We start from the raw sequence: 12,683 nt of genomic DNA, 5'->3' as shown, positions 1-12,683 counted from the left end.
CTCAAAAAATTTTTTTTGGTTTTTAATCTTTTGAACTTTTTTTGGGTTTTTGCTTAAAGATCGATTGTGAAATCCGGATTACCGAATCCATCAACAGTGAAGTAGATTTTCTTTTCTTCAATGTTTACAAATGCCTCGATCCTTTCAGCACTGATATATGGATGCTTATTGAGATACTCTAAAACTCTTGCATTGATGCTTTCTTCAGTGAACTGCTTTCCTGCATATTCAAACATGGTTTTGGCGAAATCAAATTTCTTTTCAGGAGCAGCCTTTGCAGTTGTCTTTGGAGCTTTTACAGTTTTCTTGGCTGCTGTCTTTGCAGTCTTCTTTGGTCCTCTCTTTGCAGGAGCCTTCTTCTCTACAGCTGCCTTTGTATCATCATTTTTAACTTCTGCAGCAGCATCCTTCTTCTTTGTTGCAGCTTTCTTTGCCGGCTTCTTAGCGGCGGTCTTAGGCTTAGGCCCTCTCTTCTTTGGAGCAGCCTTTGCAGATGCTTCAACCTTCTTTTCTTCTGCCGGCTTTTCTTCTGTCTTTGGCTGATCAACTACTTTTACTTCCTCGTTTTCCATACTGGTTACCTTTCTTGAAAAGTTTAAATTACTTGATATACTTATTTATTATTATAAATATGAATAAATTATTTTTCCATAGAAAAGATAAAGTATTTTTTATTTTTCGCAGTAATATATGATGATAAATATACTTCCTGTAGAATGCAAGAAAAGGAACCCTTTCGAATTCCTTTTCTCTTTTTTTTACAGCAATCCATTCTTAAGTTCTTGGAGAACCTGTTCCTGTATTCGATATTTTTCGTGAAGCTCCGGGTTAAGCGCTATAAGTGTATTCGTTATCTTCTTACTTTCTGCTTCTTTCTCTTCTTCTGTCAGCTCCTCATATCCGTAATCTGCAGCGTCTCTATATTCAGGATGCTCTTTGAGGAGTTCTTCCCACTCTCTTTCCGCTTCCTCTTCTTCCCAGGAAACTTCTCTTTCAAGCCCTTGTTCCTGTCTTTCTTTTTCTGCGGCCATACACTGCATCATAAGTCTCATCTTCTGCCGCTCGTTTTCAAGGCGTTCTTCGTAGGGTATTCTCTTGTTGTATTCTCGCTCGTAAGCAAGTTTCTTTTCCGTCACTCTTCTGTTCAAGGCAATCATTTCTAAAAAAGTCATGCCTTCCTGTCCTGCTTTTCTTCTGATTCGGTCTCTGTTGTAAATGACATCTACTTCGTCTACAGTTTTTGAGTATTCCTCCCAAAGTTCTGCAAGTACTCTTTCATCTTCTTCTCTCTTCGCATCTCTTTTTTCTGTTATCGATTTCATCTTTTCCATGGCATCTCCTCCTGATGTTCAAAGAATAACACCGGAAAGAAAAGTTGTCTCTGAACCTGTAGTTTAAAAAAACTCCAACAAATACGGAAAGAGAGGGACCGTCGTCCCTCTCTTTCAACTAAACCTTCTTGATTATACATTTCTTATCATTGAAGGCCATTGCATACTGTAAACGGACAGTATAGCCCTCGTATTTTAACTGGCTTTCATATTTCTTATCTATTATAAACATTATCCACCTTGTCCTTAAAGAATTCCCAAACCTCCTGTCGAAATACAATCTGAACAGATCTGTTTGGTATTCTCAAAGGCATGAGGGGCGGACGACCTGTAACGGCTTTTGTAAGATATCCCGTTTCTACCAGTGCAGACCACAGATTTGTTCCGTTTTCATGAATCCTGTGATATGGAACAAACTCATTTACAGTGCAATCTATGGTTCCTCCTGCCAACAATTGCTCAAAGCTTTCATTCGCGCAGGATGTTTTTCCAAAAAAACCGTGAATCAAGTTAATGGAAGTTTCTGATGTATTCAGCCAGTAGCTCTCAGGCCCTCTGTCATCATCATAAGTTCCATCCAGAACTGATTTTACATATAACAGTACATCCCATGGACAGTACATCTTGTCACGTCCGAACATATATCCATCATACCACTCAGCAACGGTATCATACCGGTCTGACAAGCCTGCATCTGCAAGTAGTTTCTTCACATCATTATCTGTGAAGCCTATGGATGATGCATATATAGGTGACATAACTGTATATGGCATTATGTTGTTGACACCGGTATAGGTACTGTTCTTCACTGTGTATAGACATCCGGACAGCAGCACTGCTTTTACATTATCGTTGGTTTTGCAAATGAAGCTCAGCATATGCTCTATCATGTCTCTTACTTCATCGTAATAAGGCGTACCTAGAGCTTTTGCCATTGGGACATCGTATTCGTCAATGATGACAAAGACCTGCCTCCCATAATGTTTTCTCATTATTTGAGCGAGTAAAGCAACAGACTGAATAGTATCTTCCTCCCCCATTTCTTTCCTTTGTAGTTTGACAAAGAATTCTTTATGAAGATCACTTATTTTCTCACTTTCCAGCAATTCTGCACAACTATCATAAGTAGTTGCTATGGCAATTTGAAAGTTTCTGAATACCTTCTCGAAACTATCTCCGAACACTTCTTTCAGGGATATAAAAATTACAGGATATTGGTTCATGTATTTTTCTACAACATCTGTGTTCTCCATGACCTTTAACCCGGCAAAAATTGATTCACTTTTCTGTCTTATGTCCAGAAAGTCTCGGAACATGGTCATGGTCAATGTTTTTCCGAATCTGCGAGGGCGCGCAAAAAGGACAGCTTTATCAAATCGTTTTATAAGATACTCTTCAATGATTTCTGTCTTATCAATGTAATAAGAATTATTTTCACGCAGATCTCGAAAACTATCGTATGAAGATCTAATGCTTAGCATCAATTTTGCCCTCCTAACGAAGCATGTTCCTCGTATATTATTTATACTAACATCTTATAGCAATTCATGTTATTTCTCAACAACTCCCCTATAAGCAAACGGTCGATTCTGCATCGTAATAATGTCTCTGTGTCCAAAATGCATATCAGCGGTAAAATAAACCAGTATCTCTCACACCTTCTTCACGACTCTCTTCAATACAAATATAAAACAATATATATGTTTTCGTCATCCTTAAAAGTCTTGATAACATCACGCAAATATCTCATACGACAAGACGGATCACTTTTGAAAATTTTCTGAGCACATTTATACAATTTCTGATTTGAAGATGCATACGACAGTCTGGATCCATAAGCATCCGTAATCGTGCTTTTTAGCCTTTCGACTTGTAGCTCATCATCGTATTTATTAACAAGAAGTGAAAATGGAGTATCCGGAAAGAAGCATTCAATAAAATTCATTTGATATACATCATATCCAAAGGCACCTATGTCATACATGGCAACTATCCCAGATGCAGATACACCCTCAATGCTTTCATCTGGAAAGTCATATTCACGCACAAAATATAACTTGCAATTAACACTCATCGAAACACACACCACCTCCGGACTGATGTAACCTTTTTAATTAAATGATAGCGCCTTATATGCTATCTGTCAGTTAACTCGTGGTTTAAAAAAATCCCCTTGAACAAAGACAGAGAGGAACCTTCGTCCCCCTCTATTAATCAAATACTTTCTATAGATTAAATAATAGCGTCTATTAATCTAACTGTCCGTTAAACCGATTTTGCGCTATATTTTCTGTTTGCTTCTTCTACAAGCCTGAATGCTGAAGACATATATTTTTGCTCACTTTCTTTGATACCATTTCTTGTGGCAATTTTTTTCCATGAGCTTGATATTATCTCGGAAAATTTACGAACTTCGTTGACCGCTTCATCTTTGCTGATGTGATAAAACTCGCTGGTCTCTATAGCCTTATCAAATGATCTGTAGCCACTATCTGTGTCTATATTCATCTCAAGGAATTGTTCATCAGCAGCAGGATTTATATCAAAAGCCGGAGACAATTCCCAGGTATCACCTTGAAGCAGGAAGCCATGATTTCTTAGATGATCATCATGATTTGCTATAGCAATATCAAAAAGCATATGCCTGAATAGCTCATGTAAATTTTCATCGGTGTTTAGAGTCAAACGCTGTACCGTTTCTGCAAGGTCGAGATATCCAATTCCGTCAGTTTTACCGTCCCTTGCACCAAGCATGGTCATTGCTGATGCGTAATGAATACGTTTTTCAAATCCATCTGTATATACCCGATCAAATCTTTTTGAAAGAAAAGTACTTCCTAAATCACTTAATTTCATAAGCTTGCATTCGGGAATGTTTAGACCACACTTTGAAGCAAGGTCATTTGCTGTTTTCTCCCATGCTCCTACATCATATGTATCATTCTTGGACGGAAATTTCGCTATCCATAATGAACCGTCAATATCTTCCACGTTTGCTTTCGGGCGGGCTCCACCAAGGGAAGAACCCGGTGCAACAAGCTGTTCAACCCAACGATTATCAGTATCTTTTTCATATCCAAGAGATATCTGTTCAAGTTCTCTTATGGCTGTAATCGGAGGAATTGGGAGGGTATCATTATTTAGAAAATCTCCATCCGAATCAGTTTTATACCTAAATCCACCGATACGGTAACAATCCTGGATTCCGAGAAGATAATCTGATTCAAAAAATTTCTTGGGAGCTCTTTTTTCTTTAATTGCGTACAATGTTTCCCGTCTGTCTATCAACTTGCGTCCCCATCTGTCGGGACAGGAATCCTCAAATGCCCCAAATAATTGTTTATCAGCAGAATATGAACGATATGTAACTTGTGGAATCGTAGGGTCAAGCATTAATAATGAATGCTCTATCAACCATTTCCGATCATATTCAAATGATGCTATCTCGTTACCATTAGCTACACCACAATGAATTGTACCGATTAGTTCGTTGCTGAGCCATCCTGCATATACGAATATATCTTTTTTTCCACTCATTGCTTATTTTTTACCCTTCTTGGAGTCTTAATCTCCAGATCCTGTATAGTTCTGCCAAGTTCATCATCTTTGGCAAGCAAAAGAATGTCATCCTGAAGCCCTAATGCATTCAGGACAGCAAGATACATTCCCATTGACACGGATGGCGAGCCTTTTTCTATTTGTACAACTGTTGTTCTTCCGACATGGGCTTTTTGAGCAATGTCTTCCGCTGTGAGGTGTCTACGTAACCTTGCAAGTTTTATTTGTTCACCTACAGTTTGTAGTTTCCTTGCTGTTTGTGGAAACAATAACGCTTTTCGTTTTCCCATAATCGCTCCTAATGTTTGTATTTATGTATATTATACATTATATTGTTTATATTTACAAACATTAAACCGTCATTGGCGCATTGACGTTATCACCCATATAAAAACAGCATATACAAAAAATTATAATCATCCATGACCGTATCACTATATATTCCCGTCATACTACATCTCTGAGAAGTCTATATATCGCCACACCCTTTTTAAGTCCGAACTCATGAAGAGTTCCGGTGTACAGCTTCTTAGTTGACTCACATTTGTTATCAGAAAAAAACTTAATAATATTATCCGTTAAAGGTTTATACTCGGTATCTTCAAGAAGTTGTTTTATCTTCTCTTTTGTAGAATTTGACTCTTGTATCTTGCCATATTCAACTTCGATATCAACAGTTTGCATTTTATCCCTAATTAGCTTACGTCTTTCTTTATCATTTGAATCAGTAAGTTTTTCAAGACCATGCTCTATGCTGTCGCACACAACAAGCTTTGTTTCTTTAAGATTATCATTAATGCTAAAAAAATCTGATATCGAATCAAAGCCCTTATCCCTTGAGATGAGAGCAATCTGTCCATTGCCAAGAGCACTAAGCCTGCCAGCTTCCGTCGCGATATAGAAATCCAGAGCATTTTTTCTTGATGTTTTGAGTTTATATATAGTAAATTGACAGCCACTATTTTTAATTGATTCAATATATTCTTTGGTGATTTTAGAGCAAGAAACGCTATAAAAAATAATAAGGTAATCGTTTTCATTAAGATATTCAGTGCCCTTAAGTCCATGGAATCCTTGTACGTTTTCATAATCAACTAAAATGGCAGCCATAACAAAATCCCCTTCTATCATTTTCAGGATCAGTTTTATCGTAAAAGAATCGATCTTCAGCTAAAATATCAACTACCATATCTGGCTGATTCATCAATGCACGGGCATAAACTTCTGTAGCTAAAATCAACAAATCAAGCTGTTCTGATGTCATTTCAACTTCCAGTCTCATAATCCTGCAGCTCCTCTTAGATAATCATAGAGTTTTCCGGCTGTACTGAAATCGATATCCTGATCATGTTCATCTTTAATCATTCCCGGTTCATATTTCCTTCCATAATCAAGCTCATAAATAAAGTAGTCAATATCTTCGCATGAATCGTGCATTATCTTTTTTAATAACAACACGACAATGTTTTCATGCGAGATTTGAAGACTGGCCCCATTGCAAAAATCACATTCAACATTTTCCCTGCTGTTTTTGAACAATTCATCTACTTTCGAAACCAAATCAGAGGATGCTCTTAATCTTTCAACGATATCTTCAAATTCATCTTTACTTAATTCATAATCAATCTTGCCTACTGATTTATGTATTATTCGGTGATGGATTTTTTGAACTTGTTGAAAATACACGATTGCCAGTGTTCTTTTATCAAGGAAACTTGTTCCGTTTTTGTCCTTAATTGCCCATTTGCTTTCTGAATTATTGATGATATATAGATAGTCCGTCCAGTTTTCAGTGACATTGATCACTCTCTCTTCCGCACATACCAAGGGACCTATCAACTCTTCAGGATAACCATAATGTTTTTTATTGAAATGTTCTACGAAATTCTCGTACCTGCTGTATGTCACAAAAAAACCAGCCTCAAACTTTTCAAGAACTTCATCAGCATTCCCTTCCGGATACATATCTCCGTTAAATTCAACCGTAGAATAAACTTTGCAATCCTTATCAATATATATAATCTTTCCGCGTGTCATTGTGCACCTCCCATGTTTTTATTTCATAGTACTGTGCACACGACCATCTGTCATTGGACGGATAGTCCAAAATACAGCATTATGCTGCAAACAGTATATAATATGCTTTCATCCTCTTATAAAAAGCCAGGCCGTCATTTTCAATGGATGTGAATCTATCTAACATATTATCAGAATACTCTTTAACCAATAATTCTTCCATATGGACATGGAACAACTCGCTCAGCCTCAAAAGATTATCTACCGAAGGCAGTATAGAACCCTTATACCATCTATACACAGGCTGTGGGCAAGAAAGAAGCAGGTATTTCTGGATATCTTTTACACTATATCCGTTTAGTCTTGCAAGTCTTTGGAGTTTAAGACCTGTTCTCCTCATATCAATCGATGTCTTGTTTTCATTCATTTTCATAACTCCTGTCTGTATAATCGTTAAAACTCATCGATATTCCACATCCGGTTTTATATAACAACGCATAATCCTTTTTTTATTAAATGATAGCGTCTTTTATGCTAACTGTCAGTTAACTCGTGGTTTAAAATCTTCAACATAAAGAAAGAGAGGGAACTTCGTCCCTCTCTCTGTTACCTCTCAATATATCATCAATTGGTGTTTTAAATAACTTGCTTAGCGCATAAAGGTTATCAATGGTGGGAAGGCTTTCTCCCCTCTGCCACTTGTAAACCGACTGTGCGGAAATATCGCCAAGGAATCTGGTTACATCTTCCACTGACAATTTCGATTCCTCCCGAAGATCTTTAATCCTTTTTCCCGTTTCCTTCAGATCCAGTATCGGATATTCCATTTTTGCCTCCTTTGTGTAATACCTATCGTTAAAGTACAAACTGATTACAACATCCTCTGCGATACGCGCAATCAGACACCTCTGTCTTCCGGGGGATGTAAGGCTATGATTTTAATGTGCTGAATGTCCCCAAACTTAGTGTTCAAGAGTTTTTAATTATAGCATAAATTCGAAAAAAAGTTAAGATTTTACATCGTGTTTATTTGACAGATTTTACATCGTGGTTATTTGATTTTTTAACATAATGCTACATAGTAGTCATAACCTTCCGGGTGATGAACTTTTGAGCCTTAAATTGATTACTTGTTTTTCTCAAACTATAACCTTATCATCTATAGTAAGTATCGAATGTGAACATATAAAACACTTTGGATGTGGGAGGAAAATGATGAATATTCACGGACTTCAAAAAATGACGCTTCTGGATTTCCCGGAACATATAGCATGCACGGTGTTTTTGGGCGGATGCGATTTCAGGTGCCCATACTGTCACAACTTTGAGCTGGTGGATGGCAGTGCTGCACCCCTTATGGATGATGAAAAGTTCTTTGGGTTTCTGGAAAAACGGCATGGACTTCTGGATGGCGTTGCCATAACAGGAGGCGAGCCCCTCATGAGAACTGACATTGCCGATTTCATCAGAAAAATAAGAGCTATGGGATTCAAGGTTAAGCTTGATACCAACGGCTATCACCCGGAAAGACTTCAGGAACTGTATCGAGAAGGACTTTTGGACTATGTGGCAATGGACATAAAGAATTCCTTGCCAAAATATGGGTTAACGGTTGGTATCGACAGCCTTGATACAGAACGCATACTTAAGAGCATCTCCATCATCATGAGTTCCGATATCCCATATGAGTTTAGAACCACAGTTGTACATGAACTGCATTCAGACGAAGACTTTACAGCTATCGGCAAGATGATAAAAGGTGCATCCCGTTACTACCTCCAGCAGTTCACCGAAAGGGATACTGTACCTAATAAAAATCTTACCACGCCATCAGATGAGGACATGGTAAGATTTCTTGAGATTGTAAAAAATTATGTTCCGGGGGCTGAACTCAGAGGGTTATAATAGCTTCTTCAGCTCCCCATACATTATCTTCCCCGCTTCGTTCTTCGGGAATTCATCTATCTCATAAAGGCCTTTTCCGCTTTCACTCTGTCAATCATTTTAAATCCTCATTAATCCCGGTTGATTTTTCCCAACGCAAAATTATAAAACTCTTCCTTCTTATTCCCCAAAACCCGATCCGTCAACATGTACCCATGCAGCTTGTCCGACATGACTATCACCATGTTTTTCTGTTTTATAACCTTTGGAATTCTGCTCCATGGGATATCTTCATGTTTGTCTCCCTGTTCAACATGCATTCCGCTGTCATCAAAGCCGAGAACCACACCCTCAGGCATGCTTTCCTTCTGTTTGATGCTCTGTCCGTATATCGCAAGTGGGTGAATAACGGGGAACAGTAAGCAGCCGAATATGATCAAAATTTTATAAAACATATTGGCAGTTCCCAGGAATTTAAACGCAAGTATAAACATTGCAACAGTAAAAACGATGTTTACTGTCCCGGCCAGGGATCTGTAGGTTCTGGACATTGTTATATAGAACAATTCGGAAGCACTTATGTCCATCTTAAACTGATATTTCAATAAAAAATCCTCCACTACCTGTCAAAATAGAGCCGCAAGAAATTTTGAATTCATTTCAAAATACTGATATATGACATCATCATACGAAAAACTAATTCCGTTCAGATAACGTTCCCGGCTCCAACAACCTGAATCTTTGCGGTATCAAAACGGGAACGTATAGGATATATCTATTATCCTCTACGTCCCCGTACATCTCAAGCTATTAATTTATGCCACTTATGTCATTTTATCCTGCATTAACCTGCATATCCGAACATTCTTGGAACACCCAGAGAAATTGCAGGAATAAAGGTAATAAGCAAAAGGGCGATGATCATGCAGATATAGAATGGAAGTGTTGCCTTTACAACTCTCTCCATCTTTACTTTACCAACTGCAGAACCTATGAAAAGTACCGCACCTACAGGAGGTGTGAGAAGTCCGATACCGCAGTTAAGTACCATCATGATTCCGAACTGTACCGGATCGATGCCTATGCTCTTTGCTATAGGAAGAAGGATCGGTGTAGCTATCAGGATGATAGGTGCCATATCCATGATACATCCGAGTATAAGAAGTATCAGGTTAAGTAAAAGAGCGATAACTACAGGGTTATCGGTGACTCCGACAACAGCATTGGCTGCAATCTCAGGAACATGAAGTGTTGTGAGGCAGTATCCGAATACGCTGGAGGTAGAGATAAGTATGAGTACTATTGCGAGAGTATCTACGCACTTCTCAAGTGATTCCCATACACCCTTCCAGTTAAGTCCTTTGTAAATGTAAACACTGACTATGAGACTGTAGATTACAGCGATAGCAGCAGACTCGGTTGCTGTGAACCATCCACCTACAACACCTACTACTACGATGATAACCGCAGCAAGTGCCCAGAAGGATTTAACCAGCTGTTTTCCGAGATTCTGAAGAGAGAACTTTGCACCCTTTGGATAGTTTCTTTTTTTTGAAATAATATATGAACCTATCATAAGGGAAATCGCAAGCAGTGCGCCCGGAACGTATCCTGCAAGGAAAAGGCTTCCTACAGAGATTCCGCCTGCACTCATGGCATAGATGACCATATTGTGGCTTGGTGGAACCAGGAGTCCTTCGCAGGAAGATGTGATGGTTACAGCGGTTGAAAAATCATCATCATAACCCTGCTCAACCATCATGGGGATAAGGATACTACCGAGAGATGCTGTATCTGCCGATGCGGATCCGGAAATTCCACCGAAGAAGTATGAGGCAACGATATTAACCATGGCCATACCGCCGGTCATCCAGCCAACACAGGCGTCGGCAAGATCGATGAGCTTTTCAGAAATTCCGCCGGTTCCCATGAGAACACCCATGGTGATGAAGAAAGGAACAGCCATAAGTGAGAAGGATCTGATACCCTTGATCATCTGCTGTGATATGGTGGAAAGGGGAAGTCCCTGATACATCAGGCATGCTATGGATGATAATGCTACTGCGTATGCTACATGGAAACGCAGAAAGATCATTATTGCGAATGTTCCGAGAAGAACCGCTATAGCGGCGCTGTTTATAACCATTACTGTACCTCCTTCTTCTCATCTTTGATGAACAATCTTCTGACATGTCCGTAGATGGACTCAATTTCAAAAATAAGCATCGCTACTCCCGCAACAGGAATCGGGTAATAGTACCATGCTCTGGAAAGCCATGTGATACTTATGAATGTTCCCTTGCTTCCCAGGGTGGTTGCATACTGCCAGCCCACAACGATCATTATCACTGCAAGAATAAGCACAAAGACATCGGCAACGATATCCAGGAATATAACCAGACCTTCAGGCAGATATCTGTCGAATGCCGTCATTCTTATATGCGCCTTCTTTCTGATGGCGAGAGATGCCGAAAGAACTGCCATATAGGACATCAGTGTAAGTACAACCTCTTCAACCCATGCCTGATGAGGTATGAATTCAAGGTATCGCGCCAGCACCGCAAAACTAACAAGTAATATATCTCCTATAAGCAGGATCTTGCACAATAAAAGAACGAACTTATATACAGCATCATAGACAGGCTTAGCTTTATCTACAGTTCTGAAAAAGTTTTCCATTATTTACCTCCTTAAGACTTTTAAAAAAGAGGCACAGTTATGCGACTGTGCCTCCGCAATGTTTTTAATTACTTGGCAAGATCAAGGATCTGCTGATAGAGATCTTCCTGTCCCTTTGTGTTGTCAGCGATAACCTGCTTTGTAGCCTCCTGCCATGGAGTCTTATCATCAACGTCTACAACATTAACACCGCTTGCTCTGAGTCCTTCAAGAACCTCATTCTCCTTCTGCTCTGAGATTGACTTGTTGTACTCGCCGGCAGCCTTACCAGCCTCCATAAGGATGTTCTGCTGATCTGCTGTAAGCTTGTTCCATGCTTCCTCAGTGATAACTACCTGGATAGCACCAAGTGTATGTCCGTCAAGGATAAGGTTAGGAGCAACTTCATCAAATGCGTTTGACTTGTAGTTTGCGATAGGCTGCTCAGCACCGTCACATACACCTGTCTGAAGTGCTGAATAAAGCTCTGTGAAGGAAACCTCGGTGGCATTAGCGCCAAGACCTGAAACAAGACCAACCATTACAGGGTCATTGGATACACGGATCTTCTTGCCCTTGAAATCATCGATTGATGAAACAGGATCCTTTGTGAAGAAATGACGGAAGCCCTCTTCTCCATAGAAAAGACCGATAAGGTTTGTTCCGTTCTGTGAAGGCTCATCAAGGAACTCTCTTGCAAGATCTGACTCTGCGAACTTCCAGAAGTGGTCTCTGCTTACGAATGTATAAGGAAGTGAAAGAAGCTTTGACTTTTCTCCACCGTAACTTGTAAGTGCAAATGCTGAAATTCTGGAAATATCAACTGTGCCTGTACCGCCAAGCATACCATCAAGTACTTCATTCTCGGAACCAAGTACACCACTTGCCTGAATGTCGATGATGATGCTTCCGTTTGAACGGCTCTCAACTTCCTCTTTGAACTTCTGGCCTGTCATACCAACGATAGTGTCAAGAGGGTTAACCTCTGCATAAGTAAGAACGATAGCGTCAGCTGCAGGCTCAGCAGCAGGTGCTGCGGTTGTCTCAGCCTTAGCCTCTCCTGCAGCCTGTGTGGTTGCAGCAGGTGCTGCTGTAGTGCTTCCGGTATCAGCAGCGGGCTTTGATCCGCAGGCTGTCATGGAAACAAGCATAGTTGCACATAAAAGTGTTGATAAAATTCTCTTCTTCATTTCTACCTCCCTGATTTGTAGGACAATCTTCGTTACACCTTTTTGG

15 protein-coding genes are annotated in these 12,683 nt (G+C 39.5%); 1 reads left to right on the top strand and 14 read right to left on the bottom strand.

Translation table 11 applies throughout. The features are described 5' to 3' along the window. Positions 1-53: 53 nt before the first annotated feature. From BLV86_RS03605 to BLV86_RS03555, 10 genes are all read right to left on the bottom strand, one after another. Entirely contained in the window at positions 54-572 is a 519-nt protein-coding gene (locus tag BLV86_RS03605) for a DUF6465 family protein (protein ID WP_090815156.1), read from the bottom strand. A gap of 186 nt (positions 573-758) precedes the next feature. Continuing rightward, positions 759-1,331: a hypothetical protein gene (locus BLV86_RS03600; RefSeq protein ID WP_090815155.1), complete on the bottom strand. Its 573-nt coding sequence runs from the start codon at positions 1,329-1,331 to the stop codon at positions 759-761. Positions 1,332-1,546: 215 nt separating this feature from the next. Beyond that, positions 1,547-2,812 (bottom strand): AAA family ATPase, encoded by a 1,266-nt coding sequence (locus BLV86_RS03595; RefSeq protein ID WP_090815154.1) that lies wholly within the window; start codon positions 2,810-2,812, stop codon positions 1,547-1,549. A 784-nt stretch (positions 2,813-3,596) separates the two neighbouring features. Further along, the gene (locus tag BLV86_RS03585) at positions 3,597-4,868 is read right to left on the bottom strand and encodes a type II toxin-antitoxin system HipA family toxin (RefSeq protein ID WP_090815152.1); all 1,272 of its coding nucleotides are present in this window, start codon (positions 4,866-4,868) and stop codon (positions 3,597-3,599) included. After that, positions 4,865-5,179, bottom strand: a complete 315-nt coding sequence (locus BLV86_RS03580; RefSeq protein WP_090815151.1) for a helix-turn-helix domain-containing protein — start codon at positions 5,177-5,179, stop codon at positions 4,865-4,867. The genes BLV86_RS03585 and BLV86_RS03580 overlap by 4 nt, the downstream gene beginning before the upstream one ends. A 157-nt stretch (positions 5,180-5,336) precedes the next feature. Further along, complete coding sequence (locus BLV86_RS03575) at positions 5,337-5,999, bottom strand: PIN domain-containing protein (protein ID WP_090815150.1); 663 nt, start codon at positions 5,997-5,999, stop codon at positions 5,337-5,339. After that, positions 5,980-6,171: a hypothetical protein gene (locus BLV86_RS03570; protein WP_090815149.1), complete on the bottom strand. Its 192-nt coding sequence runs from the start codon at positions 6,169-6,171 to the stop codon at positions 5,980-5,982. The genes BLV86_RS03575 and BLV86_RS03570 overlap by 20 nt, the downstream gene beginning before the upstream one ends. Beyond that, positions 6,168-6,926 carry a hypothetical protein gene (locus BLV86_RS03565; RefSeq protein WP_090815148.1) on the bottom strand — a complete coding sequence of 253 codons (759 nt, stop codon included), beginning with the start codon at positions 6,924-6,926 and terminating at the stop codon, positions 6,168-6,170. Before BLV86_RS03565 ends, BLV86_RS03570 begins: the two co-directional genes overlap by 4 nt. Before the next feature lie 79 nt (positions 6,927-7,005). After that, positions 7,006-7,332 (bottom strand): helix-turn-helix domain-containing protein, encoded by a 327-nt coding sequence (locus tag BLV86_RS03560; RefSeq protein WP_090815147.1) that lies wholly within the window; start codon positions 7,330-7,332, stop codon positions 7,006-7,008. Positions 7,333-7,471: 139 nt separating this feature from the next. Then, positions 7,472-7,732: a helix-turn-helix domain-containing protein gene (locus tag BLV86_RS03555; RefSeq protein WP_090815146.1), complete on the bottom strand. Its 261-nt coding sequence runs from the start codon at positions 7,730-7,732 to the stop codon at positions 7,472-7,474. Positions 7,733-8,117: 385 nt separating this feature from the next. Here BLV86_RS03555 and BLV86_RS03550 point away from each other — a divergent pair, with 385 nt between their 5' ends. Continuing rightward, positions 8,118-8,810, top strand: a complete 693-nt coding sequence (locus BLV86_RS03550; protein WP_330386194.1) for an anaerobic ribonucleoside-triphosphate reductase activating protein — start codon at positions 8,118-8,120, stop codon at positions 8,808-8,810. 110 nt (positions 8,811-8,920) lie between these two features. Here the strand turns inward: BLV86_RS03550 and BLV86_RS03545 are convergent, their stop codons facing one another. From BLV86_RS03545 to BLV86_RS03530, 4 genes are all read right to left on the bottom strand, one after another. Next, positions 8,921-9,394 (bottom strand): YcxB family protein, encoded by a 474-nt coding sequence (locus BLV86_RS03545; protein ID WP_031556009.1) that lies wholly within the window; start codon positions 9,392-9,394, stop codon positions 8,921-8,923. 239 nt (positions 9,395-9,633) lie between these two features. Next, entirely contained in the window at positions 9,634-10,935 is a 1,302-nt protein-coding gene (locus tag BLV86_RS03540; protein ID WP_090815144.1) for a TRAP transporter large permease, read from the bottom strand. Then, the gene (locus tag BLV86_RS03535) at positions 10,935-11,468 is read right to left on the bottom strand and encodes a TRAP transporter small permease (RefSeq protein ID WP_031556004.1); all 534 of its coding nucleotides are present in this window, start codon (positions 11,466-11,468) and stop codon (positions 10,935-10,937) included. The genes BLV86_RS03540 and BLV86_RS03535 overlap by 1 nt, the downstream gene beginning before the upstream one ends. Before the next feature lie 68 nt (positions 11,469-11,536). Continuing rightward, positions 11,537-12,637 carry a TRAP transporter substrate-binding protein gene (locus BLV86_RS03530; protein WP_090815143.1) on the bottom strand — a complete coding sequence of 367 codons (1,101 nt, stop codon included), beginning with the start codon at positions 12,635-12,637 and terminating at the stop codon, positions 11,537-11,539. Positions 12,638-12,683 lie beyond the last annotated feature (46 nt).

Source organism: Oribacterium sp. KHPX15, from assembly GCF_900107835.1.
Taxonomy (GTDB): Bacteria; Bacillota; Clostridia; order Lachnospirales; family Lachnospiraceae; genus Oribacterium.
The sequence above is the reverse complement of the archived record's forward strand: the minus strand, read 5'-3'. Positions and strand labels throughout refer to the sequence as shown.

Bases quoted from the DNA above. Each gene is read 5' to 3' on its own strand.
- BLV86_RS03570 (WP_090815149.1), bottom strand. From the start codon at position 6,171: ATGAGACTGGAAGTTGAAATGACATCAGAACAGCTTGATTTGTTGATT.
- BLV86_RS03550 (WP_330386194.1), top strand. From the start codon at position 8,118: ATGATGAATATTCACGGACTTCAAAAAATGACGCTTCTGGATTTCCCG.
- BLV86_RS03585 (WP_090815152.1), bottom strand. From the start codon at position 4,868: ATGAGTGGAAAAAAAGATATATTCGTATATGCAGGATGGCTCAGCAAC.
- BLV86_RS03605 (WP_090815156.1), bottom strand. From the start codon at position 572: ATGGAAAACGAGGAAGTAAAAGTAGTTGATCAGCCAAAGACAGAAGAA.
- BLV86_RS03600 (WP_090815155.1), bottom strand. From the start codon at position 1,331: ATGGAAAAGATGAAATCGATAACAGAAAAAAGAGATGCGAAGAGAGAA.
- BLV86_RS03555 (WP_090815146.1), bottom strand. From the start codon at position 7,732: ATGGAATATCCGATACTGGATCTGAAGGAAACGGGAAAAAGGATTAAA.
- BLV86_RS03540 (WP_090815144.1), bottom strand. From the start codon at position 10,935: ATGGTTATAAACAGCGCCGCTATAGCGGTTCTTCTCGGAACATTCGCA.
- BLV86_RS03535 (WP_031556004.1), bottom strand. From the start codon at position 11,468: ATGGAAAACTTTTTCAGAACTGTAGATAAAGCTAAGCCTGTCTATGAT.
- BLV86_RS03580 (WP_090815151.1), bottom strand. From the start codon at position 5,179: ATGGGAAAACGAAAAGCGTTATTGTTTCCACAAACAGCAAGGAAACTA.
- BLV86_RS03575 (WP_090815150.1), bottom strand. From the start codon at position 5,999: ATGGCTGCCATTTTAGTTGATTATGAAAACGTACAAGGATTCCATGGA.
- BLV86_RS03530 (WP_090815143.1), bottom strand. From the start codon at position 12,637: ATGAAGAAGAGAATTTTATCAACACTTTTATGTGCAACTATGCTTGTT.
- BLV86_RS03560 (WP_090815147.1), bottom strand. From the start codon at position 7,332: ATGAATGAAAACAAGACATCGATTGATATGAGGAGAACAGGTCTTAAA.
- BLV86_RS03565 (WP_090815148.1), bottom strand. From the start codon at position 6,926: ATGACACGCGGAAAGATTATATATATTGATAAGGATTGCAAAGTTTAT.
- BLV86_RS03595 (WP_090815154.1), bottom strand. From the start codon at position 2,812: ATGCTAAGCATTAGATCTTCATACGATAGTTTTCGAGATCTGCGTGAA.